Source organism: Curtobacterium sp. PhB136 (genome assembly GCF_004346855.1).
Taxonomy (GTDB): domain Bacteria; phylum Actinomycetota; class Actinomycetes; order Actinomycetales; family Microbacteriaceae; genus Curtobacterium.
The window spans coordinates 257011-276932 of sequence record NZ_SMGH01000004.1 but is presented as its reverse complement, the minus strand read 5'-3'; the positions used below and the strand labels follow the sequence as shown (position 1 = coordinate 276932).

21 protein-coding genes are annotated in these 19922 nt (G+C 71.8%); 10 read left to right on the top strand and 11 right to left on the bottom strand.

Translation table 11 applies throughout. The features are described 5' to 3' along the window. Positions 1-4: 4 nt before the first annotated feature. The 5 genes from EDF27_RS01330 to EDF27_RS01310 all read right to left on the bottom strand — a co-directional run bounded on the left by EDF27_RS01330 (position 5) and on the right by EDF27_RS01310 (position 3849). On the bottom strand, positions 5-1198 hold the full coding sequence (locus EDF27_RS01330; protein ID WP_123701247.1) for an FAD-dependent oxidoreductase: 1194 nt from the start codon (positions 1196-1198) through the stop codon (positions 5-7). An 11-nt stretch (positions 1199-1209) separates the two neighbouring features. Next, a complete protein-coding gene (locus tag EDF27_RS01325; protein ID WP_123654669.1) occupies positions 1210-2010 on the bottom strand; it encodes an SDR family oxidoreductase in 801 nt (266 codons plus the stop codon). Positions 2011-2022: 12 nt separating this feature from the next. Continuing rightward, complete coding sequence (locus EDF27_RS01320) at positions 2023-2529, bottom strand: DNA starvation/stationary phase protection protein (protein ID WP_123654668.1); 507 nt, start codon at positions 2527-2529, stop codon at positions 2023-2025. A 105-nt stretch (positions 2530-2634) separates the two neighbouring features. Next, entirely contained in the window at positions 2635-3138 is a 504-nt protein-coding gene (locus tag EDF27_RS01315) for a MarR family transcriptional regulator (RefSeq protein WP_123654667.1), read from the bottom strand. A 153-nt stretch (positions 3139-3291) separates the two neighbouring features. Then, entirely contained in the window at positions 3292-3849 is a 558-nt protein-coding gene (locus EDF27_RS01310) for an NAD(P)H-dependent oxidoreductase (RefSeq protein WP_123654666.1), read from the bottom strand. Between the two features lie 128 nt (positions 3850-3977). Here EDF27_RS01310 and EDF27_RS01305 point away from each other — a divergent pair, with 128 nt between their 5' ends. The 5 genes from EDF27_RS01305 to EDF27_RS01285 all read left to right on the top strand — a co-directional run bounded on the left by EDF27_RS01305 (position 3978) and on the right by EDF27_RS01285 (position 10222). After that, the gene (locus EDF27_RS01305; RefSeq protein ID WP_243698168.1) at positions 3978-5612 is read left to right on the top strand and encodes an alpha-amylase family glycosyl hydrolase; all 1635 of its coding nucleotides are present in this window, start codon (positions 3978-3980) and stop codon (positions 5610-5612) included. Between the two features lie 214 nt (positions 5613-5826). Then, the gene (locus EDF27_RS01300) at positions 5827-7683 is read left to right on the top strand and encodes a DUF11 domain-containing protein (protein WP_132046845.1); all 1857 of its coding nucleotides are present in this window, start codon (positions 5827-5829) and stop codon (positions 7681-7683) included. A 193-nt stretch (positions 7684-7876) separates the two neighbouring features. Continuing rightward, complete coding sequence (locus EDF27_RS01295; RefSeq protein WP_165931302.1) at positions 7877-8518, top strand: DUF308 domain-containing protein; 642 nt, start codon at positions 7877-7879, stop codon at positions 8516-8518. After that, complete coding sequence (locus EDF27_RS01290) at positions 8515-8778, top strand: hypothetical protein (protein ID WP_123701252.1); 264 nt, start codon at positions 8515-8517, stop codon at positions 8776-8778. The genes EDF27_RS01295 and EDF27_RS01290 overlap by 4 nt, the downstream gene beginning before the upstream one ends. A 58-nt stretch (positions 8779-8836) precedes the next feature. After that, complete coding sequence (locus EDF27_RS01285; RefSeq protein WP_347812794.1) at positions 8837-10222, top strand: DHA2 family efflux MFS transporter permease subunit; 1386 nt, start codon at positions 8837-8839, stop codon at positions 10220-10222. A 21-nt stretch (positions 10223-10243) separates the two neighbouring features. Here the strand turns inward: EDF27_RS01285 and EDF27_RS01280 are convergent, their stop codons facing one another. Further along, on the bottom strand, positions 10244-11152 hold the full coding sequence (locus EDF27_RS01280) for a LysR family transcriptional regulator (RefSeq protein WP_123701254.1): 909 nt from the start codon (positions 11150-11152) through the stop codon (positions 10244-10246). Positions 11153-11200: 48 nt separating this feature from the next. Between EDF27_RS01280 and EDF27_RS01275 the strand changes: the two genes are divergently transcribed. Together EDF27_RS01275 and EDF27_RS01270 are read left to right on the top strand one after the other, a co-directional pair. Continuing rightward, on the top strand, positions 11201-12484 hold the full coding sequence (locus EDF27_RS01275; protein ID WP_123654659.1) for an MFS transporter: 1284 nt from the start codon (positions 11201-11203) through the stop codon (positions 12482-12484). Positions 12485-12515: 31 nt separating this feature from the next. Further along, positions 12516-13115: a hypothetical protein gene (locus EDF27_RS01270; protein WP_123654658.1), complete on the top strand. Its 600-nt coding sequence runs from the start codon at positions 12516-12518 to the stop codon at positions 13113-13115. Positions 13116-13348: 233 nt separating this feature from the next. On the opposite strand, the gene EDF27_RS01265 is transcribed toward EDF27_RS01270, so the two are convergent. Together EDF27_RS01265 and EDF27_RS19510 are read right to left on the bottom strand one after the other, a co-directional pair. After that, positions 13349-14263, bottom strand: a complete 915-nt coding sequence (locus tag EDF27_RS01265) for a cation diffusion facilitator family transporter (RefSeq protein WP_123654657.1) — start codon at positions 14261-14263, stop codon at positions 13349-13351. A 106-nt stretch (positions 14264-14369) separates the two neighbouring features. Further along, a complete protein-coding gene (locus EDF27_RS19510) occupies positions 14370-14540 on the bottom strand; it encodes a hypothetical protein (protein ID WP_165931301.1) in 171 nt (56 codons plus the stop codon). A gap of 194 nt (positions 14541-14734) precedes the next feature. Between EDF27_RS19510 and EDF27_RS19505 the strand changes: the two genes are divergently transcribed. After that, positions 14735-14872 (top strand): hypothetical protein, encoded by a 138-nt coding sequence (locus tag EDF27_RS19505; protein ID WP_165931300.1) that lies wholly within the window; start codon positions 14735-14737, stop codon positions 14870-14872. Next, complete coding sequence (locus tag EDF27_RS01260) at positions 14869-15849, top strand: DUF1731 domain-containing protein (RefSeq protein ID WP_132046841.1); 981 nt, start codon at positions 14869-14871, stop codon at positions 15847-15849. Before EDF27_RS19505 ends, EDF27_RS01260 begins: the two co-directional genes overlap by 4 nt. On the opposite strand, the gene EDF27_RS01255 is transcribed toward EDF27_RS01260, so the two are convergent. Further along, positions 15818-16882 (bottom strand): EamA family transporter, encoded by a 1065-nt coding sequence (locus tag EDF27_RS01255; RefSeq protein ID WP_243698167.1) that lies wholly within the window; start codon positions 16880-16882, stop codon positions 15818-15820. The genes EDF27_RS01260 and EDF27_RS01255 overlap by 32 nt on opposite strands. 71 nt (positions 16883-16953) lie before the next feature. Here EDF27_RS01255 and EDF27_RS01250 point away from each other — a divergent pair, with 71 nt between their 5' ends. Further along, complete coding sequence (locus EDF27_RS01250; RefSeq protein ID WP_132046839.1) at positions 16954-17868, top strand: LysR family transcriptional regulator; 915 nt, start codon at positions 16954-16956, stop codon at positions 17866-17868. Positions 17869-17941: 73 nt separating this feature from the next. On the opposite strand, the gene purB is transcribed toward EDF27_RS01250, so the two are convergent. After that, on the bottom strand, positions 17942-19327 hold the full coding sequence (purB, locus tag EDF27_RS01245; protein ID WP_123654652.1) for an adenylosuccinate lyase: 1386 nt from the start codon (positions 19325-19327) through the stop codon (positions 17942-17944). Then, the gene (locus EDF27_RS01240) at positions 19324-19842 is read right to left on the bottom strand and encodes a low molecular weight protein-tyrosine-phosphatase (RefSeq protein WP_123654651.1); all 519 of its coding nucleotides are present in this window, start codon (positions 19840-19842) and stop codon (positions 19324-19326) included. Before EDF27_RS01240 ends, purB begins: the two co-directional genes overlap by 4 nt. Positions 19843-19922 lie beyond the last annotated feature (80 nt).

Sequence of the window (19922 nt, the reverse complement as noted above, 5' to 3'; positions counted from 1 at the left end):
CTCGTCAGGCCGTGATGCGGCCCGGCAGCATGTCGCGGGTCAGCGCGTGCGCCTCGGCGAGGACCTTGCGGGCCTCGTCGGTCTTGTCCCAGACGTTCCAGAGCAGCACGCCGCGGACCAGGTCGTCGTCGTCCAGGTAGTAGACGACGCCGGTGACGGTCGGCTCCTGCCAGTCCTCCACCGTGCGGAGCGACGTGGAGACGCGACCGACGGCCTCGTACCCCATGTCGAAGACGTCCGAGTAGAACATCGGCGTGTGGTCGTAGGTCTCGTCGGCGTCCGCCAGGTTCCGTCCGGCCTGCCGTCCCTGCTGCTGCGCGTTGTCGACGTGCTCGACCCGGCGGGTCCCGAGGATCCGGTCCGGGTACTCGGCGACGTCCCCGGCGGCGAACACGGACGGGTCGTCGGTCACGAGCGTCGAGGAGACCACGATGCCGTCGTGCACGGCGAGCCCGGCGGCTGCGGCGAGTTCCGTCGCGGGTTCGATGCCGAGTCCGGCGACGACCGCGTCGGCCTCGATGACGGAGCCGTCGTCGAGGGTGAGCGTGACGCCGTCGGCGGTCTGCGACCCGCTGGACACGCGACGACCGAGGCGGAGCTCGACGCCGTGGTCGACGAAGCGCTGCTGGAACGCCGCGGCGAGGTCCGCGGGGAACATGCGTCCGCCGACGACCTCGTCCGGGTCGACGAGCGTGACTCGAGCCCCGTTCTGCACGACCCCGGACGCGATCTCCGTGCCGATGTAGCTGCCGCCGACGACGACGATGTGCGCCCCCGCGTCGGCGAGTTCCCGGAGCCGTCGGTAGTCGGCGGCGCTGCGGTAGTCGAGGACGCGGTCCGACGGGTCGAGGCCGGGGAGGCCGCGCGGGTGGCCACCGGTGGCGATGAGCAGCCGCTCGTAGCCGTAGGTGCCGCCGTCGGAGGTCGTCACGGTCTTGCCGTCGCGGTCGATCGAGACGACCTGGGTGCCGAGCACGAACTCCGCGCCGGTCTCCTCGGTGTGCAGGTCGACCTTGTCGTCCCAGCTGAAGTCCGGGTCCGTCCAGAGCTTCTTCGACAGGGCGGGACGAGCGTACGGACGGTCGACGTCCTCGCTGACGACGCCGATCGAGCCGTCCGGGTCGATCTCCCGGATGCCCCGCGCGGCGGCGTCGGCGACCATCCCCCCGCCGATGACGAGGTAGCGGTAGTCGGTCATGGGACGCCCTCCTAGATCGTGGCGACCGAGCCGGAGTCGACCCGGTAGTTGGAGCCGTTGACGAAGCTGGCGAGGTCGGAGCAGAGGAACGCGATGACGTTCGCGACCTCTTCCGGCTCACCGCGTCGCTTGAGTTCCATGTACGGCCGTTCCTCGTCGAGGAAGCTCGAGATCGCCTCGTCGAAGGACGTCCCGGTCTCCTTGGCCCGCTTCTTCATCATCGTGTCGGTCATCGGGGTGTGGATGAACGCCGGGCTGACGGTGTTCACGAGCAGCCCCTCCTTCGCGTAGGTGCGCGAGAGGCCCTTCGCGAACGAGAGCACCCCGGCCTTGGCGGCGCAGTAGGGGAGCTCGTCGTCGTACGGCTGGGAGGCGTCCTCGGAGACGAGGTAGACGATCCGGCCCCAGCCGCCGCTCCGGAGGTCCGCGATGAACTCGCGGGTGATCCGGACCGGCCCCATGAGGTCGATGTCGATCGTCGTCGCCCAGCCGTCCTCGTCGATCTCGTGGAACAGCCCCTGGGCGCCGGTGACGCCGGAGGACTGCACCAGGATGTCGATCTCGCCGACGGCGTCCCGCACCTGCTCGTGCAGCGATGCCAGGCTCTCGGCACTCGTGACGTCCGCGGCGAAGGCGTGGAGCTTGCCGCTCGGCGCCTCCAGCTGGTCCGCCGCGTTGTCGAGCTGCGCCTGGTCGATGTCGGTCACGACGACCGTCGCACCCTCCGCCAGGAGGATGCGAGCGGTGTTCCAGCCGATGCCGGAGTCCGCGCCGAAGACCAGCGCGGTCTTGTCCTGGATCCCGAGGTCCACGGGGCCCCTTCCCTACGCGTGCGCCGAGGCTTCGGCCGTCGACGGGGTGATCGCTGCGGCGAGCGGCGTGGACGGGGCGCGGTTCTCGGCGCTGACCATCCAGGCGAGCTGCTCGAGGCGCTCGATGAAGCCGTGGAGCAGGTCCGCGGTCGTCGGGTCTTCCTCGTCGACCTCGTCGTGCACGTCACGCATGGTGCCGGTCGCCTGGTAGAGGCGCAGCGTGACCTGGTCGATCGCGTCGTGCGTGGTGATCTCGCCCTCGGGGAACTGGTCGAGGTGGCTCTGCGCGGCGACGGTCGAGGAGCGGCCGTCGGGCACGAGGTACAGGGCACGCATGCGCTCTGCGGTGTCGTCGGCGAACTCGCGTGCGGCGTCGACGATCTCGTCGAGCTGCAGGTGCAGGTCGCGGAAGTTGGTGCCGAGGATGTTCCAGTGGGCCTGCTTGCCCTGGACGTGCAGGTCGATGAGGTCCACGAGGACCGCCTGGAGGTTCTTGGCCATCTTGTCCGATGCGTGCATGAGAGGCTCCTTTCGCTTCGGTGACCCTTCCGGTCTACGCGCTGCGACAGGGCGTCTTCTCAGAGCACGCTGCACGGGGTGTCCCCCGCGGCGTCGGCCCTGGTGTCAGTGCTGGTCGATCTCGTCGACGGCCTCGCGCATGTTCTCGAGGAAGAACGCGACCGTGCGGGCGTCGTCGGTGGACAGACCCTCGGCGATGTTCATCATCCGTCGGTGCATGATCCCGAGCGTGGCGCGGACCTCGTCGTCGGTCGCGGTGGTCGGCGTGATGACGAGCGCGCGGCGGTCGGTGGGGTGCGGGTCGCGCCGGACGTGGTTGCTCTTCACGAGGCGGTCGATGAGGATCGTGGTCGACGCCGAGGAGATCCCGAGGTGCGCGGAGAGGTCCTTCGGGCTGATCTTCCGCCCGGAGCGCTGCGCCTGGAGCAGGTACCGGACGGCCAGCAGGTCGGTCTCGCCCATCCCCATCGAGTCGCGGGTCCGGCGGCGCATCGCCGTCTCGGCAGCGCGGTAGCGGCGCAGGGCGTTCAGCACGGCGACGCCGCGTTGGGTCGCGTCGTCGTCCGGGAACCAGTACCCGGACGCCTCCGTGACCTCTTGCGCTGACATGGGGTTCAGGGTAACCCGTCTCGTTGCTAGACCGTCTAGGGAACGCACGGGATGCGGTCTTCCGCACCGTCGGACGGACGGGAGGCTCGGTGCCGGTCCGGCACCGAGCCTCCCGTCCGGTGGGTGGTCGCGTCGCGACCGGGTGCCGCTGCGTTACGCGGCGGCGGGCTCCGAAGCGGCAGCGGCGAGCGCGTCCAGCGCGCCCTGGACCAGCTGGGTGACCTCGGCGTCCTCACGCGGGTGGGTCTCGGCGAAGCGGACGACCGACTGCGGGATCGCGACCTTGACGTCCTCGAGGACCTTCGCACCGGCGATGCCGGCAGCCTTGCGGGCGTCGTCGTGTGCCCAGACGCCGCCGTACTGGCCGAACGCCGAACCGATGACCGCCAGCGGCTTGCCGGAGATGGGGGAGGCGCCGAACGGACGCGAGGCCCAGTCGAGCGCGTTCTTCAGCACGGCCGGGATGGTGCCGTTGTACTCGGGGGTGATGAGCAGCACGCCGTCGGCGTCGGCGAGCGCCTGACGGAAGGCGACCGCTGCGGCGGGCGGGGTGTCACCGTCGATGTCCTCGTTGTAGAACGGCAGGTCGACGATGCCCTCGTAGACGGAGAGCTCGAAGCCCTCTGGGGCGTGGTGGATCGCGGCTTCGGCGAGCTTGCGGTTGATGGAGCCGGCGCGGAGGCTGCCGACGAGGACGAGGACGTTCGTCATGGATGGACCTTTCAGTACGGAACTCGTTGCCGAGTGGAATGGTTTCATCGACAACCAATGCCCTGCGAGCGGGAGGTATTCCCGGTTGCTCCGTGAACGGCGTGTCCGGCGTGGGTACGCTCGGCCGCGTGAGCCCACGGACCCCCGCCAGCACCCCGCGCACCCCGGACCCGGACTGGTGGCGCCAGGCCGTCGTCTACCAGGTCTACCCGCGGAGCTTCGCCGACTCCGACGCCGACGGCCTCGGCGACGTCGCCGGCATCACGAGTCGCGTGCCGTACCTGGCCGGCCTGGGCGTCGACGCGATCTGGCTCTCGCCGTTCTTCCCGTCGCCCCTGGCGGACGGCGGCTACGACGTCGCGGACTACCGGGACGTCGACCCGCGGCTCGGCACGCTCGCCGACTTCGACGCCCTGGTCCGCTCGGCGCACGAGCACGACATCCGGGTGATCGTGGACGTCGTCCCGAACCACACCTCCGACGAGCACGCGTGGTTCCGCGCCGCGCTCGCCGCTGCCCCCGGGTCCGTGGAACGCGCGCGGTACGTGTTCCGCGACGGCTCCGGCCCCGACGGGTCGCTCCCGCCGAGCGACTGGGTGTCGAACTTCGGGGGCAGCGCCTGGACCCGCGTCCCCGACGGCCAGTGGTACCTGCACCTGTTCGCCCCGGAACAGCCGGACCTGGACTGGTCGAACCCGTCGGTCCGGAGCGACTTCGAGGACACCCTGCGCTTCTGGTCGGACCGCGGTGTGGACGGGTTCCGCGTGGACGTCGCGCACGGGCTCGCGAAGGACCTGTCGGTGCCGTACCGGCCCTCGAACGAGCACGACCTGCCGCTCGACGGCTCCGACCCGCTGTACGACCGCGACGAGGTCCACGAGGTGTTCGCGTCCTGGCGCTCCGTCCTCGACGAGTACGACCCGCCCCGCGCGGCGATCGCCGAGGCCTGGGCACCGGCACCCCGTCGCGTGCTCTACGCCCGGCCCACCGAGCTGGGGCAGGCGTTCAACTTCGACCTGCTCGAGGCGCCGTTCGAGGCCGACGCCTTCCGGGGCGTCATCGAGCGGAACCTGGCGATGTCGGAGCAGTCCGGGGCGTCGAGCACGTGGGTGCTCTCGAACCACGACGTCGTCCGGCACGCCACCCGCTACGGACTGCCCGACGACGCGGACACCGACGCCTGGCTGATGACCGACGGGGTCTCGCCGGCCCTGGACCGCGACCGGGGGCTCCGGCGAGCCCGTGCCGCGTCGCTGCTGCAGTTCGCACTGCCCGGGTCGTCGTACACGTACCAGGGCGAGGAGCTCGGCCTGCACGAGGCGGCGGCGATCCCGCGCGACCTGCTGCAGGACCCGAAGTGGCTCCGGTCGGGGCACACCGTGAAGGGGCGCGACGGCTGCCGGGTGCCCATCCCGTGGACCCGGTCCGGGCCCTCGTTCGGCTTCGGGGACGTGGCGCCGCAGCTGCCGCAGCCCGTGGACTTCGGCGTGTCCTCGGTCGAGGCGGAGGACGGCGAACCCGACTCGACGCTCTCGCTCTACCGCTCGGCGTTCGCCCTCCGGCGGGAGCTGCAGCACGGCGAGACCCTGGCGTGGGTGGACGCCCCGGACGGCGTCGTCGGCTTCGCTCGGCACGACGGGTGGCGGTCGTACACGAACTTCGGCGCGGACCCCGTGCCGATGCCCGCCGGCACGGTGTTGCTGGCATCGGGGCCGCTCGGCGACGGCGTGCTGCCGGGGGAGACGACGGTCTGGGTCGCCTGACCGGCCCGGTGAGTGGCTGAGTCCTCCACAGCCGGGAGGCTCGGGGTGACGATCCACAGATCGTCCCGGGTCCGCCTCGTGGTGGCGTCCCGATCGCGACCATCGGGGCATGACAGATCCACTCACCCCTGTTTCCCTGGCCCCGGTTCACCCGTCCGCTGTTCCCCCGGCCCCTGTTCCCCTGGGCCCTGTTCCCCTGGCACCGCGTCGTCGGGTGCTCCGGCGGTGCGTCGCGGTCACGACGTCGCTCGGTGCGCTCGCCCTGCTCGCCGCGCCCGCCTTCGTGGCGCCACCCCCGTCGGCGTCCGCAGCCGACCTGGCCTTCCCGTACGACCAGTCCTTCGCCACCGCTGACGGCGGTGTCCTGAGCGGTGACGCCCGGATCCTCGACGGGCGACTCCGCCTCACCGACGACGCCACGAGCAAGGCGGGCTCCTGGGCGACGACGGACACCTTCCCCTCCACCGCCGGACTCGAGATCGAGTTCGACTACGCGATGTACTCCACCGGGCCCCTCGCCGGCGCCGACGGCCTGCTGCTGTACCTGGCAGACGGCGCCGCTCCGGCAGGCGTCGGCGCGACCGGAGCGGGCCTCGGGTACACCTGCGTCAAGCAGGCGACCCAGGGGCAGGGCAAGTGCGACGTCGCGGGGATCCCCGGCGGGTTCGCCGCGTTCGCGCTCGACCACTACGGCAACTTCTCCCTGCCGATCAACGACAGCGGACCCGGCGCCACGCCGGACTCGGTCGTGATCCGCGGCTCCGGCAACGGGGTCGATGGCTACCGCTTCGTGCGGGGCATCCCGGCACCCGGCGGCGTGGTGTCCTCCGGCACGACACCACGGAAGGTCGCCGTCACACTGCTCCCCGGCGCCGACGGTGAGCTCTCCGCGACCGTCCGGGTCGAAGCCGGTGGCGGCATGCGCACGGTGCTCGACCGGGTCCCCCTGCACGGCGACGGTCAGGCGCCGCTCCCGCCGACGCTCCGGCTCGGCTTCGCCGGTGCCACCGGGTCCTTCGCCGAGGTGCACGAGGTCGACTCCCTCCGCGTCCGGCAACCGGCCGACCTCCGGGTGGAGCACGACATGCCGCCCGTCGTCGCCGGCGAACGCGTCAGCTACACCGTGACCGCGTCGAACGTCGGCGCGAACGCATCGACGCCGAGCCCGCTCACCGTCGACGTCCCGGACCAGCTCTCGGACGTCCGGTGGACCTCCGGCGACGTGACCGGCACCGGCGACGTGGCGACCGATCTCGCGCTGGACCGTGGGGCCTCGGCCACCGTGACGCTCGAGGGCACGCTGGAAGCCGGGGCCACCGGCGAGCTGTCGAGCACCGCCACCATCGCCACCGCTCCGCACCTCGCCGACTCCGACGAGTCGGACAACACCTCGACCGCCACGGCGCCGGTCGCCGCGTCCGCCGAGCTCGAGACGGACAAGACCGTCACGCCGGGGGTCGACGTGCACCCGGGCGACCGTCTCGAGTACACCGTGACCGCGCGGAACCGTGGTCCTTCCCTCGCCCGGGCGGTCTCCGTCGTGGACGACCTGCCCGAGGCGCTGACGTTCGTCGACTCGCCGGACGGGTGCACGGCCGAGGGGCAGCGGGTGACCTGCGGCGGCGACCTGGACACGGACCTCGCGCCGGACGAGGAACGCTCCTTCCGGTTCCACGCGGACCTCGACGCGGAGTACCGCGGCGACGGCTCCGATGTGGTGAACGTGGCGACGGCGGAATCCCCGACCGATGCCGACGGCGGTGACCCCTCGCCCGGCGTCGGGATCGAGGTCGTCGAGCCCGACGCCCCGGGCGACGGCGGGGACGGCGGCGACGGAGATGACGACGGCGGTCTGCTCCCGGGGCCGACGCACTCCGGCGGACCCACCGTCGCGCCGGTCGGGAACGGCGGCGGCGCACCGGGGCAGGGTGGAGCACTCGCCTACACGGGTGCCTCCGACCTCGGGATCGTGGCGGCGGTGGGCGGGGCGCTCGCCGCAGCAGGAGGCGTCTGCTGGTGGGTCGCACGACGGCGCGTCCGGGCTTCCGCGCACGACGTGCCGGTGGACTGAACCGTCCTGTTCCGACCTGCTCCTGTTCCGACCTGCTCCTGTTCCGACCTGCGCCTGTTCCGACCTGCGCTGACGGCCCCGGTCGTCGGTGCAGGTCGGAGCATCCTCAGTTCCGAGGCCACGTGCACGGACGGGGCACATCCCGGGCGGCGGTAGGATCGATCGTACGATCCGCATGCCCGAAAGAGGTCTCGTGTCCGACTCCGTCGCCGACGCACACCAGCGCGCGCGGTACTGGCCGATCCCCATCCTCCGGGCAGTCCCCGCCGCGGTCGTCGCGCTCGTCATCACCTTCTCGTCGAACCACGCCGCCGGGTACGGCCTGCTGCTGTTCGGTGCGTTCGCCGTCGTCGAGGGCGCGGTCCTCGGCATCGGCAGCGCCACCCGGCTGCGTGACGACGGCCGCTCGCGCCGCACCGCGCTCGTCCAGGCGGTCATCAGCGTCCTCGCCGGTGTCGCAGCCGTGGCGTGCAACGGTCTCGGGCTGCCGGCGTTCATCTCCGTGGTCGTCGCGTTCGCCGTCCTCACCGGGGCGCTCGAGCTGACGCAGGGCATCCGCGCCCGGCGTCGGTCGCCGTTCGCCCGCGACTGGATGACCGTCGGCGGTCTGACGCTGCTCCTGGCGATCGCGTTCCTCGTGACGCCGCCGGACTACTCGCAGCAGCTCGGCGGCATCGAACAGGTGCCTGGCACCCTCGACGCCTCGGTCGTCCTCGTCGGCCTGCTCGGCGCCTACCTCGCCATCACGGCGGTCTTCCACGTGATCGCCGGCCTCTCGCACAAGTGGGGGACGGCTGCTCCGGCGGCCTCCCCGGACGGAGCACCACACGCATGACCACCCCCAGCCGTCGTGACCGCCTGCGCCCGGTCGAACTCCTCGGGATCTCCGCGATCATCGCGGTGTTCACCGGACTCGTCGTGCTGCTGTCCACGCGTGAGGTCACGCTCGCGCTGATCTTCCTCGGCATCGCGTTCATCGTGGTCGTCGTGGTGCTCGCGATGCTCCAGCTCGCATCGACGAGCGACCAGGACGACAACGACATGCTCGGCGGGCACAAGACCCCGGGCGAAGGAGACGGCGACGGCTTCCACTGACGTCCGGCGCCCGGTCCAGGGCGACCAGGAGCTCCCGACGCGGTACCGCCACCGGTACCTGATCCTCGCGGTCTGCTGCATGAGCCTGTTCATCGTCTCGATGGACGCGACCGTGGTGAACGTGGCACTGCCGTCCATCGGCCGGGAACTCCACTCGACGATCTCCGGCCTGCAGTGGACGATCGACGCCTACACGCTGGTGCTCGCCAGCCTGCTGATGCTCTCGGGCTCGACCGCTGACCGGATCGGCCGCCGTCGGACGTTCCAGATCGGCCTCGCGCTGTTCTCGGTCGGGTCGCTGCTCTGCTCGGTCGCACCGAGTGTCGGCTGGCTCGTGGTGTTCCGGATGGTGCAGGCCGTCGGCGGCTCGATGATGAACCCCGTCGCGATGTCGATCATCACGGCCACGTTCGACGACGCCAAGGAGCGGGCACGTGCCGTGGGCGTCTGGGGTGCGGTCGTCGGCGTCTCGATGGGCGTCGGCCCCCTCGTCGGTGGTGCCCTCACCGACACCGTCGGCTGGCGAGCCATCTTCTGGATCAACGTGCCGATCGGCATCGCCGCGATCGTCCTCACGTTCCTGTTCGTCCCCGAGTCCCGCGCCCCGAAGCCCCGTCGGCTCGACCCGCTCGGGCAGGGCATCGTCATCGTGCTGCTCGCGACCCTGGTCGGCGGGCTGATCGAGGGACCACGGCTCGGCTGGACCTCCGTCGGGACCCTCGGGCTGTTCGTCGTCGCCGCAGCCGCACTCGTGCTGCTCGTCGTCGTCGAACGCCGACGCGACGAACCACTCATCGACGTCCGGTTCTTCCGCAGCATCCCGTTCTCGTCCTCCGTCCTCACCGCGATCGTGGCGTTCGGCGCGAACGGGGCGTTCCTGTTCCTCAACGCGCTCTACCTGCAGGAGGTCCGGGGCATGTCCCCGTTCGAGGCCGGGCTCTGGACACTGCCCGCCGCCCTCGCGACGATGCTCGTGTCGCCGCTGTCCGGGCGGCTCGTCGGGTCCTTCGGCACCAGGGGCCCGCTCGTCCTGGCCGGGATCGGCATCCTCGGCGCCGGGCTCGTCCTCACCACCATCGACGCGCACACGCCGATGGGGGTCCTGGTGGCAGCCTTCGTCCTGTTCGGCTTCGGGTTCGGCATGGTGAACGCCCCGATCACGAACACCGCGGTGTCCGGGATGCCCCGCGCACAGGCCGGCTCGGCCGCTGCCGTGGCCTCGACGAGCCGTCAGACCGGGGTCTCGCTCGGCGTCGCACTCGCGGGAACGGTGACCGGAGCGAGCGCCGTGGCCAGCGTCGGCGCGGACTTCGCGGTGGCCACCCACGCGATGTGGTGGATCGTCGTCGGCATCGGCGCCTTCATCGTGGCGATCGGCTTCGTGTCGTCCTCCGCCGCTGCGCACCGCTCGGTCGAGCGCGTCGCACCCCTCCTCGACGCCTGAGCCGTCGCGCCGCTGAGCCCGTCAGCGGCGCGCGGCCACGATGTCCCGCGCGAGCGCCCGGACCGCCCGGTTCGGCTCGACGTCGGCGCGCATGGCCAGTCCCACGCGGAGCGGGGTGACCTCGTCGACGAGGTCGATCGCGACCCCGTCGTGCTCGACACCGGAGTCCGGCACCACACCGACCCCGAGGCCGGCGGTGGCGAACCGGATCACCGCGGGCATGTCGTTCATCTCCGCGACGATCCGCCGACGGATCCCGAGCCGCTCGAGCGCCTGGTCGAGGATGATCCGGTTGCCGAACCCGTGGGCGGTGTCGATGAACGACTCGTCCGCGAGCTCCGACAGGGACAGCGACGCCCGTCCGGCCAGGGGGTGGTCGGCGGCGAGGAACACCCGGAACGGCATCTCCCGCAGGGGTTCCACGACGATCCCCGCGGGGAGCGACGGCAGCCCGGAGTAGGCGAGGTCGAGTCGGCCGGCGGCCAGGTCCTGCACGAGTCCGGTGGTGCCGGACGGGCTGGTCCGGAGCTCCACGGTCACCAGGGGGTGACGGTCGCTGAACGTCCGCAGGACCCCGGTCAGGTCGACGATGTCCATGCTCGTGAAGATCCCCAGCCGGACCCGCCCGCGCAGGTCCGCGTCGTCGGTCGTCGCGAGGTCCTGCATCCGGTCGATGGTCGCGAGCACGGCGCGGGCGTGCGGGAGCAGGTCCTCGCCGACGGCGGTCAGCACGAGGTGCCGGCCGGTGCGGTCGAACAGGCGGACGCCGAACGTGCGCTCGAGGCTGGCGATCCCCGCGGACACCGTCGACTGCGCCGCCCAGAGCCGTTCAGCGGCACGGGTGACGCTGCCCTCGGTGGCCACGGTGACGAACTGTTCGAGCAGGCGGGTCTCCATGAAGCCATCATCGACCCGATCGATGATCTCCATCAAGAGGATCCGTTGGACTCGATGGACGCGACGCGCGATCCTCGGAGCATGTCATCCGTCATCGAGACCGCCGGAACACCCACCGCAGCGACGTCCCTCACTGCCTCCGGTTCCACGCCCGCCGCACCCCGCGGCCGCCGAGCACACTCCCGTCGCCGGCACGGGATCGGCTTCTGGTCCGTCGCGTTCGCGTTCGCCGCGGTGATGGCGTTCGGGACCGTCCCGGCACCGCTCTACGTCCTGTACCAGGCGCGGGACGGCTTCCCGACGTTCACGACCACCGTGGTCTTCGCCGCGTACGGGGTCGGGGTCGTCGGTTCGCTGTGGCTCGCCGGACACCTCAGCGACGTGCACGGACGGAAGCCGCTCATCCTGGTCTCCATCGCGCTCGAGATCGTCGCGGCGATCCTGTTCCTGGTGTGGAACGACGTCAGCGGCCTCATCGTCGCCCGGCTCGTCACCGGCCTCGGCATCGGCATGCTCACCGCGACGGCCACCGCGCACCTCGGCGAGCTCCGTGTCCGGGCGACCGGGGACGAGGCCTCCGCGAAGGGCGCCAGCGTCGCAGCGGGCGTCGTGAACCTCGGCGGTCTGTCGCTCGGCGCCCTCGTCGGCGGTGCCCTCGCCGAGTTCGTCGGCAAGCCGCTCATGGTGCCGTACGAGGTCTTCGTGGTCGCCCTGGTCGTCGCCTTCGTACTGGTCCTCGCCGTCCCGGAGACGGTCGACCGTCCCGCCGAGCGCGTCGCCTACCGTCCCCAGCGCGTCCAGGCGCCGGCCGGCAAGTCCGCCGCGTTCTGGGCCGCAGGCACGGGAGCGTTCGCCGCCTTCGCGGTGCAGGGGCTCTTCACCTCGGTCGCGCCGACGTTCCTCGGGACGACCTTCCACGTCACCGACCGACTGGCAGCCGGGGCGACGACCTTCGGGGTCTTCGCCGCGAGTGCCGTCTCGCAGCTCGTCTTCGCCCGGCTGGCGCAGCGCACGCAGATCCGCCTCGGCGTCGTGCTCCTGGTCGGCGGCCTCGCGGTCCTCGCCGCCGCGGCCGTGGTCCTGCAGGTCGCGGGGTTCATCGCCGGTGGCGTCGTCGCCGGTGCCGGGGTCGGCCTGCTCTTCCGAGCCAGCATCGGCAGCGCCGGGGCCCTCGCCGCGCCCGCGCAGCGCGGTGGGGTCCTCGCCGCGGTGTTCCTCATCGCCTACGCGGGCCTGACGGTCCCGGTCGTGGCGGTCGGCGCCGCCCTCCTGGTGCTCCCGACGCTCGCCGTCCTCATCGGGTACGTGGTGCTCGTCTCGGCGCTGGCGATCGTCGCCGGAGCCCGACTGGCCGCGCGCGCCTGATGCGCGCCGGGCCTCCCGGCATACTGGGCGCATGCCGTCTCGACGCAACCGATCCGTCGTCACGGGGGTCGCCGCGGTCATCGCGGCGGCCCTCGTGGTCGGCGGGTTCGCGCTGACCGCACAACAGGGCAGCGACGACCCGGTCATCGCCGGGCCGTCGGCGTCGACGGCCCCGACGGCGGAGGCGACCTCCGACGGGGTGGTCGTGATCGCCCGTCAGGGTGCGGACCTGCCGGGTGCCGCCGTGCTGCAGCGCTGCGACACGAGCAGCCGCGCGGACGTCGCCAGCTACGACACCGCGGCCCTCGGGGACGTGGTCATGCAGTGCGGGAACTCGAGCCAGGGGTACGAGCACATCCGGGTGCGGCACACCGCGGACTGGCAGGACGTGCTCGCCGGGAGCGGCTCGCGGGACTGGGACGACGCGATGCTCACGGCCGTGCAGGCGGTGCTCACAGCGCCGCGCGACGGATTCCCGAAGGACGCCGGCGACGGCAAGGTCTGCTACGCGGCGGCACTGCGGTTCGACGACGGGTCGACGCCCTCGCCGGACGGCTTCGTGAAGGTCATCGTGTCCGAGACCACCGACCGCGTGATCACCGCGTACCCCACCCGCTCCGACGACTGCTGACGCGGGCCGCGCCCCGGCCGCCCCACGCCCGCCCCGGGCTGACCCCGAACGACAGGACCGTCGTCGTACGACAGCGTGGGCGTCGTTCCTTGCGCGCGCCGGATGTTGCGGACGCGGGGATGCGACAGCGCGGTCGTCGTACGACAGCGACGTTGTCGTTCCGCGTCAGTCCCGCGGGCACCACGGCGCCGCGACCGACCGCCGACCCGACCCCCGACCCCGACCGCCGACCGCTACGCGTGCACGTCGTGCTCGTGCCGGCGGTGCGACGCCGGCTCGAGCTGGAACGTGGAGTGCTCGACCGGTACGTCGAAGTGCTCCGCGACGCACTGCTGCAGCTCGTCGAGGATCGCCGGGGCGTGCGCCGTCGTGAAGCAGTGGTCGTCCACCACCACGTGCGCCGTGAGGTTCGGCACCCCGGTGGCGACGAGCGTGGCGTGCAGGTCGTGCACGGCGATCACGTGGTCGAGCTCGAGGATGTGGCCGCGGACGTCCTCGAGGTCGAGACCGGGGGGAGTCGCCTCGAGCAGGACGTTCGCGGTCTCGCGGAGCAGCCGGATCGCCCGCGGCAGGATCAGCCCGCCGATGATGAGCGCCGCGACCGAGTCGGCCCGCTCCCACCCGGTGAACGCGAGCACGATCGCCGCGCCGATGACCGCGACCGAGCCGAGCGTGTCGTTGAGGACCTCGAGCCGGGCGGCCCGGGACGTGAAGTTCTCGCCGGAGGCCCGGAGCAGCACCGCGTAGGCGACGAGGTTGCCGACGAGCCCGATGACCCCGAAGACCAGCAGCGGACCGGAGTGGATCTCCGCCGGCACGAACAGCCGCTGGATCGCGGAGATGATGACGTAGACGCCGACGGCCAGCAGGATCGCCGCCTGCGCGGTGGCCCCCAGGACCTCGGCGCGCTGGAAGCCCCAGGTGCGCTGCGACGTGGGGGACCGGCGGGCGAGCCGGGTGGCGACGAGGCCGATCCCGATCCCACCGGTGTCGACGACCATGTGCCCGGCGTCGACGAGGAGGGCGAGGGACCCGGTGACCACGGCGCCGACGACCTCGGCGAGCAGGATCGTCGCGGAGATGCAGAACGCCACGAGGAGCGCGCGCTCGTTGGCGCTCCCGTGTGCATGCCCGTGGTCGTGTCCCATGCCCCAATCGTAGGGAGCACAGCCGTGGACATGCCAGGGACCAGCGGCTGGCCGACGCGGCGGTGCCCTGCGCCGATCGGGCGCAGGGCAGCGTGTGAGGGCGTCGTCAGTGTTGGTCCGCGCTGCGGCGGATCGCCGCGCCCGCGTAGACGATCGCTGTGAAGAGGGCCAGCGCGGCGATCACGATGCTCCCCCAGCGCCCGGCGGTACCGGGTGCCGTGGTGAGCACCGCGCTGCCGGCCACGAGCGCGAGGCTGACGGCGATGGCAAACGGCACGCTGATCAACAGACGGCGCAGGGCTCCCGACCCTCTCTGCGTCAAGCGCATCGCGGTTTCACCTTGCCTCCGGCGAATGGGTACACCATTGTCATTCCCCTTCGAGATGGGCGGAAGCAACAGCGCGACCGCTCCCGAACCGTAGCGACATTGGACGCTGATATGCAACGTGTCAAATTGCTTCCATGACGCTCGTGGAACGATTCGATGACGAAGCCGACCTGCAGCGCGTGTCCCTGGTGCTGGCGGCGCCGATCCTCGGCACGCTGTACCGGTACGAGGGGGCGTTCCGGGACGAGATCGCGCCGGACACCGACGGGGGAGCACGATGACCGAGACGACCAGGGGCCGAGCCGTGATCGCGGGGGCGAGCGGCTTCGTGGGGCAGTACCTGCGGGACGCCTTCCGCGACGAGGGCTACGACGTCGTCACGATCGGCCGCACGGGCGACGCGGTGTGGGGCAACACGCTCCGCATCCGCGAGCTGGTGGACGGCGCCGCGATCGTCGTGAACATGGCGGGGAAGAGCGTGAACTGCCGGTACGGCCGTCGGAACCGCGCGGAGATCATCCGATCGCGGGTGGACACCACGCTGGAGCTCGCCGAGGCGATCCGCACGTCGGAGCACCCGCCGCCGCTGTGGCTGAACGCGTCCACCGCGACGATCTACCGGCACGCCGACGACCGCCCGCAGGACGAAGTCACCGGCGAGCTCGGCGAGGGCTTCTCGGTCGGGGTCGCGCGTGCGTGGGAAGACGCCTTCTTCGGCGCGGACCTGCCCGGTACCCGTCGTGTCGCACTCCGGATGGCGATCGTGTTCGGCGATGGCAGTGCCCTGGTGCCGCTGCTCCGCCTCGCGCAGGCGGGCCTCGGCGGGGCGCAGATCGACGGGCCGTGGTTCCCGACTCCCGGGCGCCTCGCGGCGGGCACCTACCACCACGACCGACACACCCGCGGGCGCCAGAAGTTCAGCTGGGTGCACATCGCGGACGTCCTCGGCGCGATCCGGTTCGTCCGGGACCACGAGGAGATCGACGGGCCGGTGAACGTCTCGAGCCCCAACCCGTCGGACAACCGCACGGTGATGGCGACCATCCGGGACTCCGTCGGGCGGCGCTTCGGGATGCCGACCCCGCGGTGGGTGCTCGAGGTGGGGACGTTCGCGATCCGGTCGGAGACGGAGCTCGTGCTGAAGAGCCGGTGGGTCGTCCCGGCCCGGCTGGTCGAGGCCGGCTACGAGTTCCGGTACCCGCTGCTCCGTGGGGCGCTCGCGAGCATCATCGCGGAGCGTCGCCAGCACCGGGGCTGAGCGCCGGCACGACCGGGCCGGTCTCCGTCTGCTGATCGAGTGCGCGGTCGTGGTGATCGAACCCGGCATCAGACCGCATCGTCTGCGCACTCGACGCAGCCGCCACCGCAGCCGCCGCCACCCCCGCCGCCACCCCTGCCATCACCGCAGCCGGAGCAGCCGGCAGGCCCGGCGCTGTCCGCGACGCCCACAGCACCCCGCCCACGACGACGGCGCCTGCGAGCACCTCGACCAGGTCCGGCACCTCCCCGAACGCCACCCACGACGCCAGGACCCCGACCACGGGGACGAGCATCGAGAACGGCGCGACGGTGCTCGACGGGTACGTGCCGAGCAGCCGCGACCAGATCCCGTAGCCGACGAGCGACGCCACGAGCACGATGTAGAGCAGCCCGAGGTCGGCGGGCAGCGCCGACGGCGTGAACGCGGTCCCGAGCGCGTGTCCCATCCGCGCCGGCCCCTCGACGACGAACGACAGCACCGCCATCGGGATCGGCGGGACGACGGACCACCACAGCGTCAGGTGCAGTGGGTTCACCGGCCCCGCACGCCGGGTGGCGACGTTGCCGATCGCCCACCCGAGGGCGCCGCAGAGTGCGAGCACGACGGGCAGCAGCGCGGCGGTCTGCGAGCGGTGCACGGCGATCGCGGCGAGTGCGCACACGGCGATCGTGACCCCGACGACCTGCCGCCCGGTCAGGCGCTCGCGGAGGAACACCCCGGCGAGCACGACGGTGAACGGCGCCGACGCCTGCAGCACCAGCGAGGCCAGCCCGGACGGCATCCCGGACGCCATGCTGAGGTAGAGGAACGCGAACTGCAGCACGCCGAGTCCGAAGCCGATCAGCAGGAGCCGCCCGAACGGCATCTTCGGCCGCGGCACGAACAGCAGTGTCGGGATCGCGAGCAGGGTGAACCGCAGGGCGGCGAGCAGGAACGGCGGGAAGTGCTCGAGGGCGAGCGCCGTCGCGGGGAAGTTCAGTCCCCAGACGACGGCGACGACCACGGCGAGGAGACGATCACGGAGGAGCACCCTCCGATCGTCGCGCAGGAGAAGTGGTAGGACCAGCGAACGTTGCGACACCGACGATGTAGGTTTCCTGCATGGTCGCCTTCGACATCGCACTGCTGCCGGTCCTCCGGGAACTCGACGAGCGCGGATCGGTCACCGCCGTCGCGGCAGCCACCCACCGCACGCCGAGTGCGGTGTCGCAGCAGTTGCAGACCCTGCAGCGCCAGGTCGGCGTCGCACTGGTCGAGCGGGTCGGCCGCGGCGTGCGGCTGACCGAGGACGGCCGGGTCCTCGCGGGCCTCGCCACCGGCGTCGCGACGGCGATCGCGACCGTCGGCGCGGCCTGGCAGGAGCACCTCGGCGGTGCATCCGGGACGGTGGACCTGGCGATCTTCCCGTCCGCCGCGGAACTGCTGCTCCCCGGTCTCCTCACCAGGATGCGTGAGCACCCCGGCGTCGAACTGGTGCTCTCCGACGTGGACGTCAGCGAGGACGAGTTCGCCCCGCTCGCCGCCGACCACGACGTCGTCGTCGGCCACCGCCCGGACGGCGCCCCGGCTCCGGACCGCGCATCGCTGACGACGGTGCCGCTCCTCCGGGAACCGCTCGACGTCGCCCTCCCCGAGGGCCACCGGCTCGCCGGCCACGAGCGCGTCCGGATCGACGAGGTCGTCGACGAGACGTGGATCGGTGTGCCGGAGGGGTACCCGATCGACCGCGTGCTCACCGCGATGGCAGCCGCGACGGACGCACCGCCGCAGGTCGCGTTCCGCACGATCCACCTGCCGGTGATCGAGAACCTGGTCGCCGCTGGACACGGTGTCGCGCTGGTCCCGCGCTACACCTCGGGCACGCGGGCACCCGGCCGGTTCCGCCTCGCGGAGCTGGCCGACGTCCGCGCCGGTCGCCGGATCGAAGCGCTGGTCCGCCCGGACCGCATGGTCCGTCCCGTGGTCCGCACCGTCCTGGAGGCCCTGGTCGCCACCGCCCTGGACGTCACCACCTGAGGTGGTGCGGCCCGCGGCGGGGCCGCACCGAGCCTCCCGTCAGGTGCACTGCCGCACCGGGACGGACGTGACCTCAGACGTCGAGGTGGTCGACCAGCTCGTCCGCCAGGCCGGTGTACGTGGCCGGCGTGAGGTTCGTCAGCCGCGCCTTCGCACCGTCCGAGATGTCCAGGCCGTTCACGAACGCGACGAGGTCCTGCTGTCCGATCCGCTTGCCGCGGGTGAGTTCCTTGAGCATCGCGTAGGGGTCCTCGATGTCGGACTGGCCGGCGGTGACCTCGGCGCGGATGACCGTCTGGATCGCCTCGCCGAGCACCTCCCAGTTGCCGTCGAGGTCCTCGGCGAGGCGCTCGACGTTCACCGAGATCTCGCCGAGCCCGCGACGGAGGTTGTCGAGCGCGAGCAGCGAGTGCCCGAACGCGACGCCGACGTTGCGCTGCGTGGTGGAGTCGGTCAGGTCGCGCTGCAGGCGGCTCGTGACGAGGGTCTCCGACAGGGTGGAGAACAGGGCCGTCGAGATCTCGAGGTTCGCCTCGGCGTTCTCGAACCGGATCGGGTTGATCTTGTGCGGCATCGTCGACGACCCCGTGGCACCGGCCACCGGGATCTGCGTGAAGTACCCCATCGAGATGTAGGTCCACACGTCCGTGGCCAGGTTGTGCAGGATCCGGTTCGCGTGCCGGACCCGGTCGTACAGCTCGGCCTGCCAGTCGTGCGACTCGATCTGCGTGGTCAGCGGGTTCCACGTCAGGCCGAGCCCCTCGACGAACTCCCGCGACAGCGTGGGCCAGTCGGCCTCGGGGTCCGCGGCGAGGTGCGCCGAGAACGTGCCGGTCGCGCCGGAGAACTTGCCGAGGTACTCGCTGCCCTCGATCTGGGCGAGCACGCGCTCGAGCCGGTACACGACGACCGCGAGCTCCTTGCCGAGCGTCGTCGGCGTCGCGGGCTGGCCGTGGGTGTGGGAGAGCATCGGGACTGCGCGGAGCTCGAGCGCGACCTCGCGAAGGCGAGCGACGACGGCCGTGAACGCGGGCAGCCAGACGTGCTCCGTCGCGTCCTTGATGGTGAGCGCGTAGGAGAGGTTGTTGATGTCCTCGCTGGTGCAGGCGAAGTGCGTCAGCTCGGCGATGGCGTCGAGGCCGAGCTCGGACAGCCGGCGGCGGACGAAGTACTCGACGGCCTTGACGTCGTGGCGGGTCGTCGCCTCGATCTCCGCGAGCTCGGCGATCTGCGCCTGGCCGAAGTCCGTGACGATGGCGCGGAGGGCGGCCTTGTCGTCGACGCTGAGCGGCGACGTGGTGAACATCGCGTGGTCGGTCAGGAAGATCAGCCACTCCACCTCGACGGTGATGCGGGCGCGGTTCAGGCCGGCCTCGGAGAGGTGCTCGCCCACCGTGTGCACGACCGGGTAGTACCGCCCGTCGAGTGGGCTGATCGGCTGCGGGGGAAGGGGGGTCATGGTGCTCCCTGGCGGACGGCCGGTTCGATCTGGTGGAAGAGTGCTCGGCAGGCCCGTTCGACCGTGCTGAGGACCCGGTCGAACTCGTGCCGGTCCGCGTAGTACGGGTCCGGAACGTCGGCCTGCTCTGGCCAGGCGTCGTCGTACCGCAGCAGGAGCGTCACCTTCGCGGCGTCGTCCATCGTGGGTGCCCACGAGCGCAGGATGCGTTCGTGGGAGCGGTCGAGTGCGACCACCAGGTCGAGGTCCGGGAACCGGTCCGGGTCGAACTGACGGGCGCGATGCCTGCTTCCATCGTATCCGCGCGCCGCGAGTGCTGCGATCGTCCGCTCGTCCGCGGGCTCGCCGACGTGCCAGTCGCCGGTGCCGGCGGAGTGCACCTGGAAGCGGTCGGTCATCCCGGCGTCGTCGACGAAGCGCTGGAAGACGATCTCGGCCATCGGGGAGCGGCAGATGTTGCCGCTGCAGACGAACGACACGCGGAAGGGCGACGGGGCGCCGACGTCCGTGGTCATCCCCACATCATGACGCATCGACGCGACGCACCGCTGCCCGGTGCGCGCACGCCCGGTGTCACGGGCGCTGGCTCACGCGC

What these genes read in the sequence shown, in the direction of transcription:
- EDF27_RS01265 (WP_123654657.1), bottom strand. Translation starts at nt 14,263, where the DNA reads ATGGGACACGACCACGGGCATGCACACGGGAGCGCCAACGAGCGCGCG.
- purB (WP_123654652.1), bottom strand. Translation starts at nt 19,327, where the DNA reads ATGACCCCCCTTCCCCCGCAGCCGATCAGCCCACTCGACGGGCGGTAC.
- EDF27_RS01270 (WP_123654658.1), top strand. Translation starts at nt 12,516, where the DNA reads ATGCCGTCTCGACGCAACCGATCCGTCGTCACGGGGGTCGCCGCGGTC.
- EDF27_RS01320 (WP_123654668.1), bottom strand. Translation starts at nt 2,529, where the DNA reads ATGCACGCATCGGACAAGATGGCCAAGAACCTCCAGGCGGTCCTCGTG.
- EDF27_RS01280 (WP_123701254.1), bottom strand. Translation starts at nt 11,152, where the DNA reads ATGGAGATCATCGATCGGGTCGATGATGGCTTCATGGAGACCCGCCTG.
- EDF27_RS01260 (WP_132046841.1), top strand. Translation starts at nt 14,869, where the DNA reads ATGACCGAGACGACCAGGGGCCGAGCCGTGATCGCGGGGGCGAGCGGC.
- EDF27_RS01315 (WP_123654667.1), bottom strand. Translation starts at nt 3,138, where the DNA reads ATGTCAGCGCAAGAGGTCACGGAGGCGTCCGGGTACTGGTTCCCGGAC.
- EDF27_RS01290 (WP_123701252.1), top strand. Translation starts at nt 8,515, where the DNA reads ATGACCACCCCCAGCCGTCGTGACCGCCTGCGCCCGGTCGAACTCCTC.
- EDF27_RS01330 (WP_123701247.1), bottom strand. Translation starts at nt 1,198, where the DNA reads ATGACCGACTACCGCTACCTCGTCATCGGCGGGGGGATGGTCGCCGAC.
- EDF27_RS01275 (WP_123654659.1), top strand. Translation starts at nt 11,201, where the DNA reads ATGTCATCCGTCATCGAGACCGCCGGAACACCCACCGCAGCGACGTCC.
- EDF27_RS01250 (WP_132046839.1), top strand. Translation starts at nt 16,954, where the DNA reads ATGGTCGCCTTCGACATCGCACTGCTGCCGGTCCTCCGGGAACTCGAC.
- EDF27_RS01310 (WP_123654666.1), bottom strand. Translation starts at nt 3,849, where the DNA reads ATGACGAACGTCCTCGTCCTCGTCGGCAGCCTCCGCGCCGGCTCCATC.
- EDF27_RS01240 (WP_123654651.1), bottom strand. Translation starts at nt 19,842, where the DNA reads ATGACCACGGACGTCGGCGCCCCGTCGCCCTTCCGCGTGTCGTTCGTC.